Annotated in this window: 19 protein-coding genes and 1 tRNA gene; 15 read left to right on the top strand and 5 right to left on the bottom strand. The window is 72.9% G+C overall.

Going from position 1 to position 19,307, the window contains the following annotated elements:
- Window positions 1–53 precede the first annotated feature (53 nt).
- From priA to scpB, 5 genes are all read left to right on the top strand, one after another.
- Entirely contained in the window at window positions 54–800 is a 747-nt protein-coding gene (priA, locus tag EDF64_RS16240) for a bifunctional 1-(5-phosphoribosyl)-5-((5-phosphoribosylamino)methylideneamino)imidazole-4-carboxamide isomerase/phosphoribosylanthranilate isomerase PriA (RefSeq protein ID WP_133520999.1), read from the top strand.
- A gap of 4 nt (window positions 801–804) precedes the next feature.
- Window positions 805–1,662 (top strand): SseB family protein, encoded by an 858-nt coding sequence (locus tag EDF64_RS16235; protein ID WP_243736430.1) that lies wholly within the window; start codon window positions 805–807, stop codon window positions 1,660–1,662.
- Window positions 1,663–1,829: 167 nt separating this feature from the next.
- Complete coding sequence (locus tag EDF64_RS16230) at window positions 1,830–2,708, top strand: ParA family protein (RefSeq protein WP_133520998.1); 879 nt, start codon at window positions 1,830–1,832, stop codon at window positions 2,706–2,708.
- The gene (locus tag EDF64_RS16225) at window positions 2,692–3,552 is read left to right on the top strand and encodes a segregation and condensation protein A (RefSeq protein WP_133520997.1); all 861 of its coding nucleotides are present in this window, start codon (window positions 2,692–2,694) and stop codon (window positions 3,550–3,552) included. The genes EDF64_RS16230 and EDF64_RS16225 overlap by 17 nt, the downstream gene beginning before the upstream one ends.
- Entirely contained in the window at window positions 3,542–4,288 is a 747-nt protein-coding gene (gene scpB / locus EDF64_RS16220) for an SMC-Scp complex subunit ScpB (protein ID WP_243736429.1), read from the top strand. The genes EDF64_RS16225 and scpB overlap by 11 nt, the downstream gene beginning before the upstream one ends.
- Here the strand turns inward: scpB and EDF64_RS18540 are convergent.
- The gene (locus EDF64_RS18540; RefSeq protein ID WP_133520996.1) at window positions 4,215–5,321 is read right to left on the bottom strand and encodes a hypothetical protein; all 1,107 of its coding nucleotides are present in this window, start codon (window positions 5,319–5,321) and stop codon (window positions 4,215–4,217) included. The two genes, scpB and EDF64_RS18540, sit on opposite strands and share 74 nt — an antisense overlap.
- Window positions 5,322–5,495: 174 nt before the next feature.
- Between EDF64_RS18540 and EDF64_RS18535 the strand changes: the two genes are divergently transcribed.
- From EDF64_RS18535 to EDF64_RS16185, 6 genes are all read left to right on the top strand, one after another.
- Window positions 5,496–6,326 (top strand): pseudouridine synthase, encoded by an 831-nt coding sequence (locus EDF64_RS18535; RefSeq protein ID WP_133521038.1) that lies wholly within the window; start codon window positions 5,496–5,498, stop codon window positions 6,324–6,326.
- 20 nt (window positions 6,327–6,346) lie between these two features.
- Complete coding sequence (locus EDF64_RS16205) at window positions 6,347–7,471, top strand: prephenate dehydrogenase (protein ID WP_133520995.1); 1,125 nt, start codon at window positions 6,347–6,349, stop codon at window positions 7,469–7,471.
- A 191-nt stretch (window positions 7,472–7,662) separates the two neighbouring features.
- Entirely contained in the window at window positions 7,663–8,358 is a 696-nt protein-coding gene (cmk, locus tag EDF64_RS16200) for a (d)CMP kinase (protein WP_133521037.1), read from the top strand.
- Between the two features lie 72 nt (window positions 8,359–8,430).
- A complete protein-coding gene (gene der / locus EDF64_RS16195; protein WP_133520994.1) occupies window positions 8,431–9,948 on the top strand; it encodes a ribosome biogenesis GTPase Der in 1,518 nt (505 codons plus the stop codon).
- Between the two features lie 20 nt (window positions 9,949–9,968).
- Window positions 9,969–10,616, top strand: coding sequence for a hypothetical protein (locus EDF64_RS16190; RefSeq protein ID WP_133520993.1), 648 nt, complete (start codon window positions 9,969–9,971; stop codon window positions 10,614–10,616).
- A 183-nt stretch (window positions 10,617–10,799) separates the two neighbouring features.
- Window positions 10,800–11,321, top strand: a complete 522-nt coding sequence (locus tag EDF64_RS16185; protein ID WP_133520992.1) for a hypothetical protein — start codon at window positions 10,800–10,802, stop codon at window positions 11,319–11,321.
- 106 nt (window positions 11,322–11,427) lie between these two features.
- On the opposite strand, the gene EDF64_RS16180 is transcribed toward EDF64_RS16185, so the two are convergent.
- On the bottom strand, window positions 11,428–12,297 hold the full coding sequence (locus EDF64_RS16180) for a helix-turn-helix domain-containing protein (protein WP_243736428.1): 870 nt from the start codon (window positions 12,295–12,297) through the stop codon (window positions 11,428–11,430).
- 102 nt (window positions 12,298–12,399) lie between these two features.
- Between EDF64_RS16180 and EDF64_RS16175 the strand changes: the two genes are divergently transcribed.
- Window positions 12,400–13,275 carry an oxidoreductase gene (locus tag EDF64_RS16175; RefSeq protein WP_133520990.1) on the top strand — a complete coding sequence of 292 codons (876 nt, stop codon included), beginning with the start codon at window positions 12,400–12,402 and terminating at the stop codon, window positions 13,273–13,275.
- Window positions 13,276–13,288: 13 nt separating this feature from the next.
- Here EDF64_RS16175 and EDF64_RS16170 read toward each other — a convergent pair whose 3' ends face one another.
- A complete protein-coding gene (locus tag EDF64_RS16170) occupies window positions 13,289–15,418 on the bottom strand; it encodes a RecQ family ATP-dependent DNA helicase (RefSeq protein WP_208108930.1) in 2,130 nt (709 codons plus the stop codon).
- Between the two features lie 85 nt (window positions 15,419–15,503).
- A complete protein-coding gene (locus EDF64_RS16165) occupies window positions 15,504–16,976 on the bottom strand; it encodes a hypothetical protein (protein ID WP_133520989.1) in 1,473 nt (490 codons plus the stop codon).
- Between the two features lie 70 nt (window positions 16,977–17,046).
- Between EDF64_RS16165 and EDF64_RS16160 the strand changes: the two genes are divergently transcribed.
- The 3 genes from EDF64_RS16160 (at window position 17,047) to EDF64_RS16150 (ending at window position 18,639) form a co-directional block, all read left to right on the top strand.
- Window positions 17,047–17,883 (top strand): endonuclease/exonuclease/phosphatase family protein, encoded by an 837-nt coding sequence (locus tag EDF64_RS16160; protein ID WP_133520988.1) that lies wholly within the window; start codon window positions 17,047–17,049, stop codon window positions 17,881–17,883.
- Entirely contained in the window at window positions 17,880–18,482 is a 603-nt protein-coding gene (locus EDF64_RS16155) for a hypothetical protein (protein WP_133520987.1), read from the top strand. Before EDF64_RS16160 ends, EDF64_RS16155 begins: the two co-directional genes overlap by 4 nt.
- A gap of 83 nt (window positions 18,483–18,565) precedes the next feature.
- Window positions 18,566–18,639, top strand: a tRNA-Pro gene (locus tag EDF64_RS16150).
- 102 nt (window positions 18,640–18,741) lie between these two features.
- On the opposite strand, the gene EDF64_RS16145 is transcribed toward EDF64_RS16150, so the two are convergent.
- Window positions 18,742–19,200: a hypothetical protein gene (locus tag EDF64_RS16145; RefSeq protein WP_133520986.1), complete on the bottom strand. Its 459-nt coding sequence runs from the start codon at window positions 19,198–19,200 to the stop codon at window positions 18,742–18,744.
- Window positions 19,201–19,307 lie beyond the last annotated feature (107 nt).

Here is a 19,307-nt window from a genome sequence, read left to right as displayed (position 1 = left end):
ACCCGTCCCACCCCGCCAGCACCAGAACCGACAGCACCGGAACCGACAGGACCATGACCGACCTCATCGCCACCCCGCCCCTCGTCCTGCTGCCCGCCGTGGACGTCGTCGACGGCCAGGCGGTCCGCCTCACCCAGGGCGAGGCCGGCAGCGAGACGTCCTACGGCGACCCGGTGTCCGCGGCCCGCACCTGGCGCGACCAGGGTGCCGAGTGGATCCACCTCGTCGACCTCGACGCGGCGTTCGGCCGCGGCGACAACCGCAAGGTGATCGCGCACGCCGTGCGCGAGGTCGACGGCGTCAACGTCGAGCTGTCCGGCGGCATCCGCGACGACGCGTCGCTCGAGGCGGCACTCGCGACCGGCGCGGCCCGGGTGAACCTCGGCACCGCGGCGCTCGAGAACCCGGAGTGGGCGGCGCGCGTGATCCGCACGTACGGCGAGCAGATCGCCGTGGGGCTCGACGTGCGCGGCACGACGCTCGCGAGCCGCGGCTGGACGGAGGACGCCGGCGACCTGTGGGAGGTGCTCGACCGCCTCGAGGAAGCCGGCTGCGCCCGCTACGTGGTGACCGACGTCACGAAGGACGGCACGCTGCAGGGGCCGAACGTGGACCTGCTCCGCGAGGTCTGCGACCGGACCGACCAGCCCGTCGTGGCCTCCGGCGGGATCTCGACGCTCGACGACCTCCGGGCACTGCGGGAGCTCGTGCCGCACGGGCTGGAGGGCGCCATCATCGGCAAGGCGCTCTACTCGGGGGCGTTCACGCTCCCGGCCGCCCTCGACATCGCCTCGGAGTAGCCGCGTGGCGGGCATCTCGAACGGACGCGGCACCGGACCCGACGCGCCCGAGCACGCCGCGACCGAGCACGACGCGCCCGGGCACCCCGACGACGCGCACACGCCGGGCGGTGCCGCCGACTCGGCGGGCTTCGCCTGGGCCGGCCGCGCGTTCGACCAGCACGACACGACGTTCGACGACGACGACGGCCTGGCGGACCCGGCCCTCGTCGCGGCGATCACGGCCCTGCCGGAGGGCGGCTCGCAGCGCGCGGTCGTCGACGCGCTCCGCTCCGCGCGGCTGCTCATCCCGCTCATCGCCGAGGCCGGCGACGTCGGCCACACCGACACCGGCAAGCTCGTCGACAAGACGCAGGAGCTCTCGATCGTCACGGTCGCCGGGCCCGACGGCCGGAGCGTGATGCCCGCCTTCACCTCGGTCGAGGCGATGCGCGCGTGGGACGCGGACGCCCGCCCGGTACCGGCCGAGTCGCGCCGCGTGGCGATGGCCGCCGCGAGCGAGGAGACCCAGCTCGTCGTGCTCGACCCGACGGCACCGACCGAGTTCGTGCTGCGCCGGCCGGCCGTGTGGGCGCTCGGGCAGGACCTGCCGTGGACGCCGTGCTTCGAGGACCCGGAGGTCGCGCGGGCCTTCGCCGACTCCGTCGTCGGCGAGCGTGCGGTGGCGCGGGTCGAGCTGTCGCCGGGGGATCCGCTCGGTCGCTTCGCAGGCGCGGAGCTGACGGTCGGGCTCGCACTCCACCCCGGCCTCGACCAGGGGCAGGTGCAGGAACTCGTCGGTCGCCTGCAGCGGCGCTGGACGGCGGACGCCGTCATCGCGGAGCGCGTGGACAGCATGCGGGTGGCGTTGCGCCCGGCGTGACGGCCTGGAGGCGCGGCTCGCCTCCGCCCGTCGGCCCACGGCGGCGTGGCGGTGCGGCCCGGACGTGGCGGCGGGCGTCGGTACGTCGGTGCGGCCCGGACGTAGCGGCGGGCGTCGGTACGGCGGTGCGGCCCGGTCCGGGGAGCGGTCGCCGGTACGATGGCCGGGTGAGCACGAACCCGACGACCACCCCCGGAACCGGCGAGACCACCTACGGTCCGACCGGACGGCCCGTCCGGCAGTTCGCGGTGCCCGAGGAACTCGACGGTCACGGCCCCGCTCGCATCATCGCGCTCTGCAACCAGAAGGGCGGCGTCGGCAAGACCACGACGTCGATCAACCTCGGTGCGGCGCTCGCGGAGTACGGCCGCAAGGTGCTGGCGGTGGACTTCGACCCGCAGGGCGCCCTGTCCGCTGGCCTCGGTGTCCGGACGCACGACATCCCCACCGTCTACGACCTGCTGATGGGCTCGATCAAGGACCCGAACCAGGTCATCCAGCCGACCAACACGCCGTACCTCGACGTGATCCCGGCGAACATCGACCTCTCCGCGGCCGAGGTGCACCTGGTGAACGAGGTCGCTCGTGAGCAGATCCTCGCGAGCGTGCTCCGCAAGGTCGCGAAGGACTACGACGTGATCCTCGTCGACTGCCAGCCGTCGCTCGGGCTGCTCACGGTGAACGCCCTCACGGCGGCGCACGGCGTGCTCATCCCGCTCGAGTGCGAGTTCTTCGCGCTCCGCGGTGTGGCGCTCCTCATCGAGACGATCGACAAGGTGCGCGACCGCCTGAACCCGGCGCTGCAGCTCGACGGCATCCTCGCGACGATGTACGACTCGCGCACGCTGCACTCGCGCGAGGTCATGGAGCGCGTCGTCGACACGTTCGACGACCGCGTGCTCGACACGGTGATCGGGCGCACGGTGAAGTTCCCGGACGCGACCGTCTCGGCCCGGCCGATCACGCAGACCGCTCCGGACCACGCCGCCGCGCACTCGTACCGGCAGCTCGCACGGGAGCTCGTCGAGCGTGGCGCCGTCGCCTGACGACGCCGCCGTCCCGCAGCCAGCCGACGCGCCCGCGCCCGCGGGCAGCACGACCGTGCCCGGCTTCCGGGTCCGCCTGCGGAACTTCGACGGGCCGTTCGACCTGCTCCTCTCGCTCATCACGAAGCACGAGCTGGACATCACCGAGGTGTCGCTCGGCGCGGTGACGGGGGAGTTCATCCAGTACGTGCGCCTGGCGGAGTCCGAGGACGAACTCGACGAGGCGAGTGAGTTCCTCGTCGTCGCGGCGACGCTCCTCGACCTGAAGATCGCCGGGCTCCTGCCGCAGGGTGAGCTCGTCGACGCCGAGGACGTCGCCCTGCTCGAGGCGCGCGACCTGCTGTTCGCCCGGCTGCTGCAGTACCGCGCGTTCAAGCAGGCGGCCGACTGGTTCGGGTCGCGCTGGCTGACGGAGTCGCGTCGGCACGTCCGCAGCGTGCGGCTCGAGGAGCGGTTCCGCGCACGGACGCCCGAGCTCGTCTGGACCCTGTCGGTGCAGGACTTCGCCGCGCTGGCGACGATGGCGTTCGCCCCGCGGGAGATCCCGACGGTCGGCCTCGACCACCTGCACGCGCCCCTCGTGAGCATCCGCGAACAGGCTGCGATCGTCGTCTCGATCCTCCGGACCCGGGCGGACGAGGACGTCTCGTTCCGCGAACTGGTCGCCGGGGTCTCGGAGACGGGTATCGTGGTGGCTCGCTTCCTCGCGATCCTGGAGCTGTACCGGAACGCGTCCATCTCGTTCGAACAGCTCGAACCGCTCGGGGAACTGACACTCCGCTGGACCGCTGACGACTGGTCCGACGAGAGCCTCGCCAACCTGGGAGCCGACTATGACGGATGACGTCGCCGACGCACCGCACGAGCACGCGCACGCGCACTCGTCGAGCGCGGAACCCGGCGGGGCCGACGAGATGGCCGACGCCCGAGCGATCGAACGCGAGATCCACGAGCGCCGTGAGCACGAGCGAGCACAGGAACACGCTGAGCACCACGTCCCGCACCCGGACATCCCGATCGACCGACAGCTCGAGGCGATCCTGATGATCGCCGACGAGCCGCAGTCGCTCGTCGCCCTCGGCGCCGCGGTCGACGCGCCCGTCCCCGCGGTCCGCCAGGCGGTCGAACGACTCGTCGCGGACTTCGACGGCGTCGACGGGACCATCCGTCGCGGGTTCGAACTCCGCGAGGTCGGCGGCGGATGGCGGTTCTACGTCCGCGAGGACCTCGACGCCGTCGTCGAGCAGTTCGTCGAGGCCGAACGGCCCTCGCGGCTGTCGCAGGCCGCCCTCGAGACCCTCGCGGTCGTCGCCTACAAGCAGCCGATCACCCGGTCGCAGATCGCCGCGATCCGCGCCGTGAACGTCGACGGGGTCGTCCGCACGCTGGTCGCGCGTGGCCTCATCGAGGAGTCGTTCACGGACGCCGAGACCGGCGCCATCAACTACGTCACGTCCGACCTGCTCCTGCAGCAGCTCGGCATCAACTCGCTCGACGAGCTGCCGCTCATCTCGCCCCTCCTGGACGACGGTGCCGACGGCTTCGGGCAGAACGAAGGGATCCCCGATGGCCGCGTATGAGGAAGAACGACGAGGCGGCCCACGAGGCGGTTCGGGTCGCGACGGCGGCAGCCGGCCTGGAGGCCCGTCCCGCGACCGAAACGCCGGCTCCGGCCGTGCGGGTGGCCGGTCGGGTGACGGTGGTCGCGACGACCGTGGTGGGTACCGCGGGCGCGACGACCGTCCGGCCTCCGGTCGTCGTGACGACGACCGTGGTGGGTACCGGGGTCGCGACGACCGTCCGTCGACCGGTGGTGGGTACCGCGGCCGTGATGACCGCCCCGCATCCGGTGGGTACCGCGGTCGCGATGACCGTCCCTCGACCGGTGGTGGCTACCGCGGTCGCGATGACCGTCCCTCGACCGGTGGCGGCTACCGCGGTCGTGATGACCGTCCGTCGACCGGTGGTGGGTACCGGGGTCGTGATGACCGTCCGTCGACCGGTGGTGGGTACCGGGGTCGTGATGACCGTCCGTCGACCGGTGGTGGGTACCGGGGTCGTGATGACCGTCCGTCGACCGGTGGTGGGTACCGGGGTCGTGATGACCGTCCGTCGACCGGTGGTGGGTACCGGGGTCGTGATGACCGTCCGTCGACCGGTGGTGGGTACCGGGGTCGTGATGACCGTCCCGCGACCGGTGGTGGGTACCGCGGTCGCGATGACCGTCGGGACGACCGCGGCGGCGACCGTGGACGTTTCGTCAGCCGCGACGACGACCGACGCGGCGGTGACCGCGGCGGCTTCGTCCGTCGCGAGGACGACCGTGGCGGGTACCGGGGTCGTGACGACCGTCGGGATGCTCCCCGCCGTGAGGACGACCGTGGTGGGTACCGGGGTCGTGACGACCGCCGTGATGCGCCCCGCCGTGAGGACGACCGTGGTGGGTACCGGGGTCGTGACGACCGCCGTGATGCGCCCCGCCGTGACGATGACCGTGGTGGCTACCGGGGTCGTGACGACCGCCGTGATGCGCCCCGCCGCGACGACGACCGCCGTGACCCGGCCCGCGAGGACCGCCGCACCCCGGACGGCCGCCCGAGCAGCGTGTGGCACAACGGCCGCCGCTACGTCGGCGGCACCACGACCGCGCGCAACAGCGACCGCAACCGTGGCTCCGGAACCCGTCCCACCGGCCCCCGCACGCCCGACCGCCGCACCACCCCGCAGCCCGAGGGCGCCCGCGACCAGTCCGGCGCTCCGCTGGAGGGCACGCCCGAGCGGCCGATCATCCCGGACTGGGACGCATCGGAGGGGAGCGCGCCCGCCGGAGCCGCACCGGGCCTCCAGGCTGAGGGCGAGCGCCTGCAGAAGGTGATCGCCGGTGCGGGCGTGGCATCCCGACGAGTCGCGGAGAACCTGATCGTCGAGGGCCGCGTGACGGTCAACGGCGAGGTCGTCGACGCGCTCGGCCGCCGGGTCGACCCGGCGACCGACGAGATCGCCGTGGACGGCGTGCCGGTGCAGATCGACACCTCGCGTCGCTACGTTCTCCTCAACAAGCCGACCGGCATGGTGTCGAGCCTGCAGGACGAGCGCGGTCGCCGCGACCTGTCCGAGTACGTCGACCGGTACGAGGAGCGCCTGTTCAACGTCGGCCGCCTCGACACCGAGACGTCCGGGCTCCTCATCCTGACGAACGACGGCGACCTGGCCCACGTGCTCGCGCACCCGTCGTTCGGCGTGACGAAGACCTACATCGCCAAGGTGCGCGGCAACGTGAACCCGGCGACGGTGCAGCGACTGCTCGACGGTGTCGAGCTCGAGGACGGCCCGATCGCCGCCGACAAGGTCCGGTTGCTCGAGTCGTCGCGCGGGGAGTCGCTCGTCGAGATCACGCTGCACTCGGGCCGCAACCGCATCGTCCGCCGGATGCTCGACGAGGTCGACCACCCGGTGCTCGAACTCGTCCGCCGTTCGTTCGGTCCACTGCAGCTCGGGTCGCTGCCGATCGGCAAGACGCGCGAGCTGTCGACCGTCGAGCTCGGCAGCCTCCTCCGCATCGCGCGGCAGGCGAAGGGCGCGCCCCAGGGCGCCGACGACGAGGAGTCCTCGGACTGACGCATCGGTAGGCTTGCCGGGTGACCGACCGCACGCACCTCTCCGCCGCCCCGGACATCGACCGGCGGCTCCGGGGACCCGTGCGCATCGTCGGCGCCGGGCTGCTCGGTGCGTCGATCGGCCTGGCGCTCCGCGAGAAGGGCGTCGACGTCGTCCTCGACGACGTCTCGCCCGCCGCGCTGGCGCTCGCCGTGGACTACGGCGCCGGCCGCCACCCGGCAGACGGTGACGCGCCGGAGCTCGTGGTGGTGGCGGTCCCGCCGGACGTCGTGGCGACCGTCGTCGCACGTGAGCTCACCGCGTACCCGCGGGCCGTCGTGACCGACGTCGCGAGCGTGAAGTCCGGGCCGCTCGCGGCACTCCGGGCGTCCGGCGCCGACGTCAGCCGCTACATCGGGTCGCACCCGATGGCCGGACGTGAGCGGAGCGGTCCGACCGCGGCCCGTGCCGACCTGTTCGTCGGCCGCCCGTGGGTGGTCGCCGGGCACGACGACATCACCTACCAGCGTGCCGCCGTGGTCGAGGACCTCGCGCTCGACGTCGGGGCGACCGTGGTGCCGATGGACCCCGAGTCGCACGACCTCGCCGTGGCGTACGTCTCGCACGCGCCGCAGCTCGTGTCGACGCTCATGGCCTCGCGGCTGCGCGACGCTCCCGATGGGTCGCTCGACCTCGCCGGCGGCGGCGTCCGCGACGTCACCCGGATCGCGGCGAGCGACCCGGGGCTGTGGGTGCAGATCATCGGTGCGAACGCCGGACACATCCGGCCGGTGCTGGCCGACCTCCGCGACGACCTCGACCGCGTGCTCGAGGCGCTCGACGACCCGTCGGCCTCCGGCTCGCCCCGGGCACTCGCCGAGACCATCGCCGCGGGCAACCGCGGTGTCGAACGGCTGCCGGGCAAGCACGGCACCACCAAGCGCTTCGCCCAGGTGGTCGTCCTGGTGGACGACACCCCCGGGCAGATCGCCGCGCTCCTCACGTTCATCGGGGAGATCGGCATCAACCTCGAGGACATGCGCCTCGAGCACTCACCGGGCGCACCGATCGGCATCGTCGAGGTGTCGGTCGTGCCCGAGCAGGAACAGCGACTCGTCGAGGAACTCGAGGGTCGCGGATGGAGGATCGCAGCAGCATGGGCCTGAACGAGAACACCGACCCCGCCACGACCGCGGCCGCGCAGGACTCCGGAGTCACCGGCGGACCGAACGGGCCCGACACCGGTCTGCCCACGCCGGGCGACGGAGCGGGCGGCGGCGCCGACGGCGGACCGCTCGGTGGTCCGGCCGGCGGCCTCGGCGAACCCGGCGGCGAGCCGGGGTCGACCAGTGCCCCGATGCCGGCCGGCCTGGCCGACGGCGCCTACGTCGCGAAGACCGTCATCGCGGTCGACGGCCCCGCCGGCAGCGGCAAGTCCAGCGTGTCCCGTGCCGCGGCCCGGGCACTCGGCTTCGGCTACCAGGACACCGGCGCCGCGTACCGTGCACTCGCCTGGCACGCCCTGCAGCAGCGCGTCGACCTCGACGACCCGGCGGCGGTGCTCGCCAGCTGGGACACCTTCGACTACGCGATCGGCACCGACCCCGACGCCTACTTCGTCCGGGTGGGGGAGACCGACGTCACCGACGCCATCCGCACCCCCGACGTGACCGCCGCCGTCGCCCACATCGCCAAGCTCCCCGAGGTCCGGCAGCGTCTCGTCCAGCTCTTCCGCACGGTGATGCGGAAGGCGGACGCCCCGGGCATCATCACCGAGGGACGGGACATCACGACCGTGGTCGCCCCGGACGCCGAGGTACGGATCCTGCTGACCGCCGACGAGTCGGTTAGGATGGCACGGCGTGCGGCCGAGGTCACGACCCAGTCCGCCGCCGAGACCTCCGCCGCACTCGCTCGTCGCGACGCGGCGGACGCGAAGGTCGTCGACTTCATGAACGCCGCCGACGGCGTCACGACGCTCGACTCCACCGACCTCGACTTCGACCAGACCGTGCAGGCGGTCGTCGACCTGGCCCGCGCGGCCACGCACTGACACCGACATCCCGGCCCCGCGCGGCCACGCACTGACAACACGCGGCCGCAGGGTCGCCGGCAAGGAACCCACATGGCGCAGCTCGACAACGACCACGACGACTTCCCCCAGTACGACGACGCGCTCGGCGAGCGTCTCGCCGGGCTCGACGAGGCCGAGGCCGAGCAGCGGGCGACCGCGCTCCGCGCCGGGCTCGAGGACTACGAGCTCGACGAGGAAGACGTCGCCCTGCTCGAGGCCGGCCAGCTCGGCACGGACGGCATCACCTACCTGCCGGCGTACCCGGTGCTCGCGATCGTCGGTCGCCCGAACGTCGGCAAGTCGGCGCTCGTGAACCGCATCCTCGGTCGCCGCGAAGCCGTCGTGCAGGACGTCCCCGGCGTCACGCGCGACCGTGTCTCGTACAAGGCCGACTGGAACGACAAGCGCTTCACGCTCGTCGACACCGGCGGCTGGGAGCCGGACGCGCAGGGCATCAACGCCTCCGTCGCCGCGCAGGCCGAGGTCGCGATCGACCTCGCCGACGCGGTGCTCTTCGTCGTCGACGTCACGGTCGGCATCACTGCCACCGACGAGCACGTCGTGAAGATGCTCCGCGGCACCGACCGTCCGGTCATCGTCGTCGCGAACAAGTCCGACGACGACCGCCGCGACCTCGACGCGTATGAGCTCTGGAACCTCGGCCTCGGCGAGCCGCACCCGGTGTCGGCGCTGCACGGCCGCGGCGTCGCGGACCTGCTCGACCTCATCATCAAGACGCTCCCCGACACCTCGGCCGTCGCCAAGCAGGAGGTCGGCGGTCCCCGCCGCGTGGCCATCCTCGGCCGCCCGAACGTCGGCAAGAGCTCGCTGCTCAACAAGGCCGCCGGCGAAGAGCGCGTCGTCGTGAACGACCTCGCCGGCACCACGCGCGACCCGGTGGACGAGCAGATCGAACTCGGCGGCAAGGTGTGGCGCTTCGTCGACACCGCCGGCATCCGGAAGCGCGTGCACCTGCAGCAGGGCGCCGACTTCTACGCGTCCCTCCGCACCACGGCCGCGCTCGAGAAGGCCGAGGTCGCCGTCGTCGTCCTCGACGTCACCGAGCCGATCTCCGTGCAGGACCTCCGCATCATCGACCTCGTCCTCGAGTCCGGTCGTGCGCTCGTGCTCGCCTACAATAAGTGGGACCTGCTCGACGACGACCGCCGCCGCTACCTCGAGCGTGAGATCGAGCAGGACCTCGCCCACGTGGCGTGGGCCCCGCGCGTGAACATGTCGGCCCGCACCGGTCGGCACCTCGAGAAGCTCGTACCGGCGCTCGAGACCGCGCTCGAGTCGTGGGACACCCGCATCCCGACCGGCAAGGTCAACGCCTTCATCGCCGAACTCGTGCAGGAGCACCCGCACCCCGTGCGCGGCGGCAAGCAGCCCCGCATCCTGTTCGGGACGCAGGCCTCGAGCCAGCCGCCGACGTTCGTGCTCTTCACGACCGGCTTCCTCGACCCGCAGTACCGACGGTTCATCACCCGTCGTCTCCGCGAGGTCTGGGGCTTCTCGGGCACGCCGATCAACGTCAACATGCGCGTGCGCGAGCGTCGCAAGCGCTGAGGCCGACCGGGGGAGCGGACATGACGGCGGCACGGCGACGGTGGGCGATCGCTGCCGCCGCCGTGCTCGCCGTCGTCCTCGTCCTGGTCGCCTGGTACGCCATCCAGGCCGAACGGGGCAGCGACACCGCACAGCCCGTCGCGACGTCGACCCCGCTCGCCGAGCAGGGCGTGCAGGGCGGTACCCGGGTGTCACCGTCGAACACGCTCGGCGCGCCGGTCCCGGCGCCCGAGACGTCGTCCGACACGTCGTCCGACACCGACGACCGTGCCGACGGATCGCCGATCGACCCGTGGTGGCGACGCGTCCCGCCCGTCGCGGGGGACCTCGTGCCGATCGACCGGTTCGCCTCGGGCCACGTCCGGATCACGCGCGCCGGGGACCACCTGCTCGTCACGATCCAGGACCTCCGGGTGGCGTCGTACGACTCCGAGCTGCCCGCCGTCCGGGTGCTGCTGTCCGAGGGGCCGGTCGTCGGTGAGCGCCGCGGGTACTGGACGCAGCAGGGTGCGGACGACGACCTCGGCACGATCCCGTCCGACGTCGGGACCATCACGTTCGACCTCGAGGCACCCCGGGGGATCCCGGACCCGGTCCGGTCGGTGGTCCTGCTGGACCCCGACTCCGGGCAGGTCCTCGGCGGCGCAGCGCTCATCCCGACCGACTGAGTCGCCGCGCCGCGCCGCGCCGCGCCGCGCCGGGTCGCGTCGAGACGCGTCGGGTCGTGGTCCGGGCGCTGGGTCCGGTACCGACGGCGGGCCGCATCGGGTCGTGACCGTCGCGACCGTCGCGTCCGTCGTGGCCTGGAGGCGCGGTGCCGGTTCCCGAGCGGGATGCGGCACCATGGGAGGGTGACGCAGCAGAACGACGGGCTCGGCGCCCTCGCCGACCGCCTGTGGTGTCGCCTGCGACTCGACCAGCTCGCCGGCGGCCGGCAGGGCGGCTACGTCGTCCGCGAGGACATGCTGGAGCACCCCGACACCGTGCGCTCGTTCCGCCGGATCCGGTGGCTGCTCGTCGCCGAGACGGTCGTCGGGTTCGCCGCCATCGTCGTCGCGGTGGTGCTGACCCACGCGGGGCAGACGGTCCCGTGGGCGGTGTGGTTCCGGGCGACGGTCGTGCTGCTCATCACCCTGACGCTCTACGTCTTCGCGTGGCGGGCGCAGCTCGGGTACTACTGGGCGTACCAGCGGCTCCGGTTGTTCAGCCGGATCTTCCCGGTCGTGACACTCGTGGTCGCGGCGATCCCGGGCCTCTACCCGTTCTGGATGGTGATCGAGCAGATCGTGTTCTCACTGCTCATGATCGGCATCGGGGACGTGCTCACCACGGACCACATGCGGGCCGCCTTCCCGAAGCCCGTCCGCCGGTAGCGGCGCGGGCGGGGAGCGTCGACCCGGAACGACATCGCCGTCGTCGTGCGACGACGACCGTGTCGCACCCTGCATGCGCGGGTCGTTGCCGGCGCGGGTGAACGACTCATTCGGTGTCGTACGACGTCGACTGAGTCGTTCCGAGTCGGTCGGCGCGCGGGGCGGCCAGGCTGCCGAGCAGCGCCAACGCCCGCTCCGAGGGCGATCCCGGCTCCGCGTGGTGCACCACGAGCAGCTGCCCGTCGGTCCCGCCGATGCCGAGCTTCTCGCGCCGCAGTTCGAGGTCGCCGACCTCCGGGTGCCAGATCCGCACCGAGCCCCCGCCGAGCGGCCGCACGTCGTGCCGCGCCCAGAGCCGCCGGAAGTCCTCGCTGCCGAGGGACAGCTCGCCCACCAGGGTCGTGATCGCCGGGTCGTCGACGTCCGGGCCGATGGACGACCGGAAGGCCGCGACCATCCCGCCCATCTGGTCCTGCCAGTCGGGGTACCGGTCCGCCTCGGTGCCGTCGAGGAACATGGTGCGCAGCCGGTTCTCGCCCGCCCGCATCCCCGGCGCCAGCGCGGTTGCGAGCCGGTTCGCCGCGAGCACGTCGAACGCCCGGTTCTCGACGAACGCGGGCAGCCCGATGACGTCGAGCAACTGCAGCGTGCCGGACGGCACCCGGTCGACACGCGCCCGCGCACCCGGACGGCGTCGCACGGTGGCGGTGTCGGCCAGGCCGTGCAGGTAGCCGACGGCGGTGTGGTCGAGGCCGAGCACCCGCGCGATCGCGTCGAGCACCTGCGCCGACGGGTTGCGGTCCCGTCCCTGCTCGAGGCGCAGGTAGTAGTCGGCGCTGATGCCGGCGAGGGTCGCGACCTCTTCGCGCCGGAGCCCCGGCGTGCGACGGGCCCCGGTCACGCGCAGCCCGGCGTCCTCGGGGCGCACGAGTTCCCGCCGCGCTCGGAGGTACTCGCCCAGGGTGTTCTCGCTCACGCACCCCAGGCTACGGACCCCGTGCCGGTCGATCCTGGTCCCCGTGGTCCCAGGGTCGCGGGGGACCTGCCGGTGTCGGCGTGCGAGGCGCATCGTGGTGGCATGACCGAAACGACCCTCCCCGGCGGCACCTACCGCCCCGCCGATGACCTCGAACTCACCCGCGTCGGGTACGGCGCAATGCAGCTGGCCGGACCCGGGGTCTTCGGACCGCCGACCGACCGCGCCGAGGCGATCCGCGTCCTCCGCACCGTCGTCGAGCTCGGGATCACCCACATCGACACGTCGGACTTCTACGGTCCCCACGTCACGAACGAGGTCATCCGCGAAGCCCTCCACCCGTACGCGGACGGCCTGCACATCGTCACGAAGGTCGGCGCCCGCCGCGACGCCGAGGGCGGGTGGCCGCACGCCCGCGAGCCGCACGAGCTCGTCGAGCAGGTGCACGACAACCTGCGGAACCTCGGCCTGGAGCAGCTCGACGTGGTGAACCTCCGGATGGGCGGCTTCGACGCGCCCGAGCCGGGCAGCATCGCGCCGCAGTTCGAGGCGCTCGCCGAACTCCAGCAGCAGGGGCTCATCAAGCACCTCGGCCTGTCCACCGTGGACGCCGACCAGCTCGCCGAGGCGCAGACGATCGCCCCCGTCGTCACCGTGCAGAACCTCTACAACGTCGCCCGCCGCGAGGACGAGGCCATGCTCCAGCTGACCGCCGCCCAGGGGATCGCCTACGTGCCGTACTTCCCGCTCGGCGGCTTCTCGCCCATCCAGTCCGGCGCACTCGACGCCGTCGCGGCACGGCTCGGCGTCTCGCGGCTGACCGTGGCGCTGGCGTGGTTGCTCCAGCGCTCGCCGAACATGCTGCTCATCCCCGGGACCTCGTCGGTGGCGCACCTGCGCGACAACGTCGCCTCGGCTGGCTTCACCCTGCCCGAGGACGCACTCGCGGAACTCGACGCGATCGGCTCGGCCGCGTAGCGGTCCGCCGGGGTCAGGCGACGGTGGCGAGGGCGAACGGGAGCACGGCCGACGCCCCGGCACGCCGGAGCTCCCGCCCCGCGACCGTCATCGTCCACCGGCTGTCCACCAGGTCGTCCACGAGCAGCACCGGCCCCTCGTGCGACCGGAGGGCGGCAGCCAGCTCGGGCCCGACCTCGAAGGTGTCCCACACGCCGGACAGCCGGTAGGCGCTGTTCGTCGCGCCGTCGCCCCGGGGCGCGCCGCCGGTGCGGCCGAGCGTGCCGAGGAACTGCAGCCGTCCGATCGAGGACAGCGCCTGCGCGAGCGACCCGACGAGTTCCGGCCGGGAGCGCGACGACATCGCGACGACCGCGGTCGGCCGGGCCTCCCACGGCCAGTCCTTGAGGGCGCGGACGCACCCGTCGACGAGCTCACGGGTGATGGGGGCGTCCGGGGTGGCGGGAGCGAACAGCGCGCGGAGCGGGCCGCCCCAGCCGAGGTCCGTGAGGCGGGCGACGGCGCGGCCCGGCTGCACGAGCTCGTCCGGGCCGATCTTGCCCCGCACGGCGACGCCGAGGGCGGACATGCCCGACGGCCACTGCGCCCGCGGGGCGATCTCGACGCCGACCTTGTCGAGCGCCGCGGCGGCACCGGACGCGTCGGTGTCGGACACCGACGTCGGGAACCACGCGCCGGCGCAGTTGTCGCAGCGACCGCAGGGCTCGGCCGAGGGGTCGTCGAGGTCCTGCTGCAGGAGCCGCATCCGGCACTGCGACGTCGACTCGTAGTCGAGCATCGAGGCGGCCTCGGCAGCGCGGGCCGCGGCGACCCGCTCGTACCGGGGTGCGTCGTACTCCCAGGGCCGGCCGGTGGCGACCCAGCCCCCGGTCACCCGGCGGACGGCCCCGTCGACGTCGAGGACCTTGAGGAGCAGCTCGAGTGTCGACCGCTTGATGTCGACGAGCCCCTCGAGCGCGACGGTGGACATCGCGGTGTCGGTCGACAGCGCCTGCAGCACCGCGGTCGCGCGCTCCTGCGTCGGCATCGACGCGCTCGCGAAGTACTGCCAGATCTCGCGGTCCTCACGACCGGGCAGCAGCAGGACGTCGGCGTTGTCGGTCGCACGCCCGGCACGACCGATCTGCTGGTAGTACGCCACCGGGGACGAGGGAGCGCCGACGTGCACGACGAACCCGAGGTCGGGCTTGTCGAACCCCATGCCGAGCGCGCTCGTGGCGACGAGGGCCTTCAGCTCGTTGCCCTTGAGCTGCTGCTCGAGCTGCTCGCGCTCCTCGGTGTCGGTCCGCCCGGTGTAGGCACGGACGGCGTACCCGTTCTCGCGCAGGAGCCGGGCGATGTCCTCGGCCGCCGAGACCGTCAGCGTGTAGATGATGCCGCTGCCGGGCAGGTCGCCGAGGTGCGCGAGCAACCACCCGAGCCGCTGCCGCGCGTCGGGGAGCGTCAGCACCCCGAGTCGGAGGGACGCCCGCGCGAGGGACCCGCGGATCGTGAACACCGGGTCGGCGGGGCCGGCGGTGAGCTGCTCGGCGACGTCCTCGACCACGCGCTCGTTCGCCGTCGCGGTGGTCGCCAGGACGGGGACCCCGTGGGGGAGGGACCGGATGAGCTCGGCCAGCCGGCGGTAGTCCGGTCGGAAGTCGTGGCCCCAGTCCGAGATGCAGTGCGCCTCGTCGACCACGAGCATGCCCATCCGCGCGATGAGCGTCGGCATCTGCTCGTCGCGGAACTTCGGGTTGTTGAGCCGTTCGGGGGAGACCAGGAGCACGTCCACCTCGTCGCGGGCGAGGGCAGCCTGGGTGTCGGCCCACTCGTGCGCGTTCGCCGAGTTGATCGACACCGCACGGACGCCGGCCCGGGCCGCGGCGGCGACCTGGTCGCGCATCAGGGCGAGGAGCGGCGACACGAGCACCGTCGGGCCACCACCGCGTCGGCGGAGCAGCAGGGTGGCCAGGAAGTACACCGCGGACTTCCCCCACCCGGTGCGCTGCACGACGAGGGCGCGCTGCCGGTGCTCGACGAGGGCCGAGATCGCCTCGAGCTGCCCGGGGTGGAACACCGCGTCGGGCCGCCCCGTGAGCGCAGCGAGCGCCTGCTGTGCCTCGGCGGCGATGTCTGCAGAAGGCGGGGCGGTGGTTTCCATGCCCCCATGCTGTCAGGAGCAACCGACGAAACCTGACCCGCGCCTCCAGACTGTGGACAACCGGACCAACTGGACCAACCGGGCCTTACTGGTACGTGATCAGCGACGGCGTCGGCGCCACCTCGGACATCGTCTGCCCGGGCGTCAGCATGGGCGTGTCCTCGTCGGTGAAGTTCTTCCAGCCCCAGTGCACGCCCTCGGGAGCATCCGCGTGCAGCGCCTTCCACGTCGCCTGCTTGTCCGGCTGCGAGCCCTGCCCGTCGACGTGGATCAGCACGTCCAGCTCGGGGTGCGACTCCAGCGAGGACCGGTCCTGGATCATCGACAGCCGGAACTGGTGCAGCACGAACGCCTTCGGCGGCAACCCCTTCGACCGCACGAGCGACGCCAGCCACGACGACACCTGGTTCACCTCGGACGCCGACACGCTGCCGATCTGCTCGAGCGGCACCTGGTCGTCCGTCAGCCGCCACTCCGGGTCGAGTGCGAGCCACACACCGGGCTTCGACAGCAGCGCCTCGTAGCGCTTCGCCTGCGACAGGAAGTCCGCACGCCCCGGCTGCAGGTCGAGGATCACGGGCATGCCGGCGTCGTGCGCGGCATCGACGTACGGCTCGAGCGCCGACACGGGGAGCTCCGTGGAGTAGTCGCCGTCCGCCCCGGCGTCACCGGCGGCGACGGTCGCGATGACCTCCATCGCGGGTGTGATCGGCTCGTCGCCGAGCCCGTCGTAGCCGGCCGCCACGGACCGGGCCCGCTGCACGGTCGCCTCCGGGTCCTGCTCGCCCAGCACCCCCAGGGCCGGCGCGCCAGGTGCGCCGTACAGCGCCACGTACCGGTGCCCGTCGAAGGGCCGCTGCCCACCGTGCGGCAGCTGCCACCCGTTCTCGGCAGCACGGACGGTCCAGTCCGGGTCCGGGAGCGCGGCGAACGCCGACCCCACCATGACCGTCGGGTGGGTCCGCTCCTCGTGCAGCGCCCGCACCACACCCGACGCGGCCGCGGGGTCCGTCACGCCCTCCGGCATGACCACCACGCGTGCTCCCGCCGCCTTCGCCGTCGCCACGATCGCAGCGTCCGCGGTCGCGTCCGCCACCACCACGGTCGCCGTCCTGGAGGCGCGGGTCGACTCCGGCGCGTCGCCACCGTCCGGCGCGTCCCGCTCGGCGACGTCGGTGTCGATCGAGACGTCGCCCTCGGCCTGGTACCAGCCGGCTCCGAGCCGGTGCAGCTCGCGGACGACAGCCGCGTGGTCCTTCCCCGCCAGCAGCACCGGGACGTGCGCCGCGGTCGCGGCGCTCGCCGCGGTCCGGATCGCCGCGGCGTCGTCCGCCGGCGCCACGAGGGCGCCGGGCGCCGACGCGAACAGCGCACGACTCGCCCGGACCGACCGGTCGGCGGCCTCTCGGCCGTCGGCGACCGTCACGGTGTCGGCGGACGCCTTCGCGAGCGTGGGACGTGCATCCGACGGGCCGGCGGTCGTGCACCCGGCGGCTCCGAGCAGCAGGCCGGTGGCCACGAGCGCGAGCAGGAATCGAGAGGTGGGGCCGGAACGCATCGAGCCACCCTACGAGCCGTCCGGGGAGGTCCCTGGGAATCCGACGGGTGTCGTCTCGTAGAAGGGACGCATGCCCGACGACGACGACGACGACGACCGCCCGCTCATCGGCGCGGTGCAGCCGCCCGACGTGCACTGCATGACCCTCAACGTCCGGCGCCGTGTGCCACGGCCTGCCGGCCACCCCGACGCGTGGGAGCGCCGACGCGACGCCGTGGTCGCGCTCGTCACCTCCGAAGCGCCCACCGTCCTCGCCGTCCAGGAGGCGCTGCCCACCCAGGCGGACGACCTCACCGCCGCCCTCGGGTCGCGTCTCGAACCCGTCCTCGTCGGCCGCGGAGCACGCGGAGGCGGCGAGCAGGTCGGGCTCTTCCTCGACCGGGCGCGGCTCGAGGTGCTCGAACGGCGCTCGTGGGCGTTGTCGCGTCGACCGCACCGGCCCGGCTCCCGCTCGTGGGCGACCGCGTTCCCACGCCACGCCGTCGGGGTCGTCGTCCGCGACCGTGCGACCGGCGTCCGGTTCACCGCGATCGCGACGCACCTCGACGTGCTCTCGCCGTGGGCCCGACTGCGGTCCGCCGAGCTCCTCGGCCGGATCGTGCGGGAACGCGGCCTGCCCGCCGTCGTGATGGCCGACTGGAACGCCCCCGCCGGCTCCGCACCCTGGCGAGCACTGGCGGACGCGGGCGTCGTCGACAGCTGGAGCCGCGCCTCCAGGCAGGTCGGCGACCCCGTCGGGACGTACCCGCACTACGCGACGCCGCATGTCGGGGGCCGGCGCATCGACGGGGTGCTCGTGACCTCCGGGGCGGACGTGGACCGCGTCGCGGTGTCCGACCGGCGGCCGGACGGTGTCTGGCCGTCCGACCACGCGGCCGTGCACGCGGTCGTGCGGTGGGCATCGTGATAGCCACCCTCGGACCGACGTTCCTGCGGCCGACGTTCCTCGTCGCCGACGTCGTCCGCGCGCTCACCGTCGTGAGCCTCGTCGTCGCCTCCGTCGGGTGGGGCGGGACGGCGTTCCCGGTGATGGCGCTGTCGCTCCTCGGCGTCGTCGTGCCGCGGATGCTCGGGCTGCGGCCGGCGTTCGACGTGCTCGTGTGCGTGCTCGTGCTCGTCGCCGGGTGGTCGAGCGTCCTCGAGTGGTACACGTCGGTGTTCCTGTGGGACAAGTTCTTCCACGTCGTGCTCACCGGGCTGCTCGCCGCGGTGCTCTACGTCATCGGGGCCGACCTGCGTGCCGTGCCCGCGCCGTCGGACGAGCGCCGGGTCGTGGTCGCGGTGCTCGCGCTCTGCGCCGGCCTCGCGATCGGGGCGGCGTGGGAGATGGGGGAGTGGCTCGGGCACAACTTCGTGGACTCGGCGATCTACGTCGGGTACGACGACACCATCGGGGACCTGGCGGCGGACGGGGCCGGTGGGCTGCTCGCCGGGTTCGGGTTGCCGTGGTTGGCGGCGCGGCGGGTGGTGGTGCGGCGGACTCGCGGTGGCGCGGAGGGGGTCTGACGTCCGCTATGCTGGACCGGTCGCTCGCGCTCCGGTCGGACGTGGGCGAGGACCCTCCGGGGTCCTGAACCCCTCGGGGTTCGCGGGCTGTGGCGCAGCTTGGTAGCGCACTTGACTGGGGGTCAAGGGGTCGCAGGTTCAAATCCTGTCAGCCCGACCGAAGGGGCAACTTAGGAATCGTCTTAAGAACTCAACAACGAAGAGAGGCCCGCAGCCACAGGGCTGCGGGCCTCTCTTCGTTGTGCTGGGCCCTCCGGGCTCAGGCGCGCTTGGTTGCCGCCTTCGCTCGCTTCGATCGACTGGTCTTCGTGGCGGCCGCTCTCTCGGCGTCGACCTTCGCCGCCTTCTCCCGTCGAGCTTTGGCTCGCGCCTGGCGGACCTCGAGGTCCGGCACTCCACCGGGGAGTGTGCCCGTGTACTCGTTGAAGTACTCGCGATCTCTGCGGCGCAGGATCGGTGGTTTGCGAGGGGGACGGTTGTCGGCTGCTCGGCGGTCTTCGATCTCCTTCGCCTTCAGGAAGTCGCAGATCTGCTTGATGTTGAGCGCGACGAGCAGGAACGTCAGGAACACTTTGCCGGATGCGAAGCCGCGAGACTGTCTGTTCAGGTGGTCGTGAAGAGACCCGTACTTCGGAGCCTTGAGCATCGAGTTTCCGTTCTCGATGAGGTTGCGCGCGTAGCCGCGGAAGTCGGTCCACTCGCGGGACTTGTACCGCAAGGCTTGGGTGAGCGGCGGCAGGTGCTCCTTCGGGAACTTGACGGAGTCCTGACAGCAGATGAGGGGAAGGTCGTCGCCGACCGGGTAACCGGGATCGCTCGGGTACC

It is taken from the genome of Curtobacterium flaccumfaciens (genome assembly GCF_004361695.1).
In the GTDB taxonomy this organism is placed as follows: Bacteria; Actinomycetota; Actinomycetes; order Actinomycetales; family Microbacteriaceae; genus Curtobacterium; species Curtobacterium flaccumfaciens_B.
Note: the sequence above shows the minus strand (reverse complement) of the source record. Positions and strands in the feature narration are given on the sequence as shown.

Bases quoted from the DNA above. Each gene is read 5' to 3' on its own strand.
- priA (WP_133520999.1), top strand. From the start codon at position 54: ATGACCGACCTCATCGCCACCCCGCCCCTCGTCCTGCTGCCCGCCGTG.
- scpB (WP_243736429.1), top strand. From the start codon at position 3,542: ATGACGGATGACGTCGCCGACGCACCGCACGAGCACGCGCACGCGCAC.
- cmk (WP_133521037.1), top strand. From the start codon at position 7,663: ATGCCGGCCGGCCTGGCCGACGGCGCCTACGTCGCGAAGACCGTCATC.
- der (WP_133520994.1), top strand. From the start codon at position 8,431: ATGGCGCAGCTCGACAACGACCACGACGACTTCCCCCAGTACGACGAC.
- EDF64_RS16190 (WP_133520993.1), top strand. From the start codon at position 9,969: ATGACGGCGGCACGGCGACGGTGGGCGATCGCTGCCGCCGCCGTGCTC.
- EDF64_RS16175 (WP_133520990.1), top strand. From the start codon at position 12,400: ATGACCGAAACGACCCTCCCCGGCGGCACCTACCGCCCCGCCGATGAC.
- EDF64_RS16170 (WP_208108930.1), bottom strand. From the start codon at position 15,418: ATGGAAACCACCGCCCCGCCTTCTGCAGACATCGCCGCCGAGGCACAG.
- EDF64_RS16165 (WP_133520989.1), bottom strand. From the start codon at position 16,976: ATGCGTTCCGGCCCCACCTCTCGATTCCTGCTCGCGCTCGTGGCCACC.
- EDF64_RS16160 (WP_133520988.1), top strand. From the start codon at position 17,047: ATGCCCGACGACGACGACGACGACGACCGCCCGCTCATCGGCGCGGTG.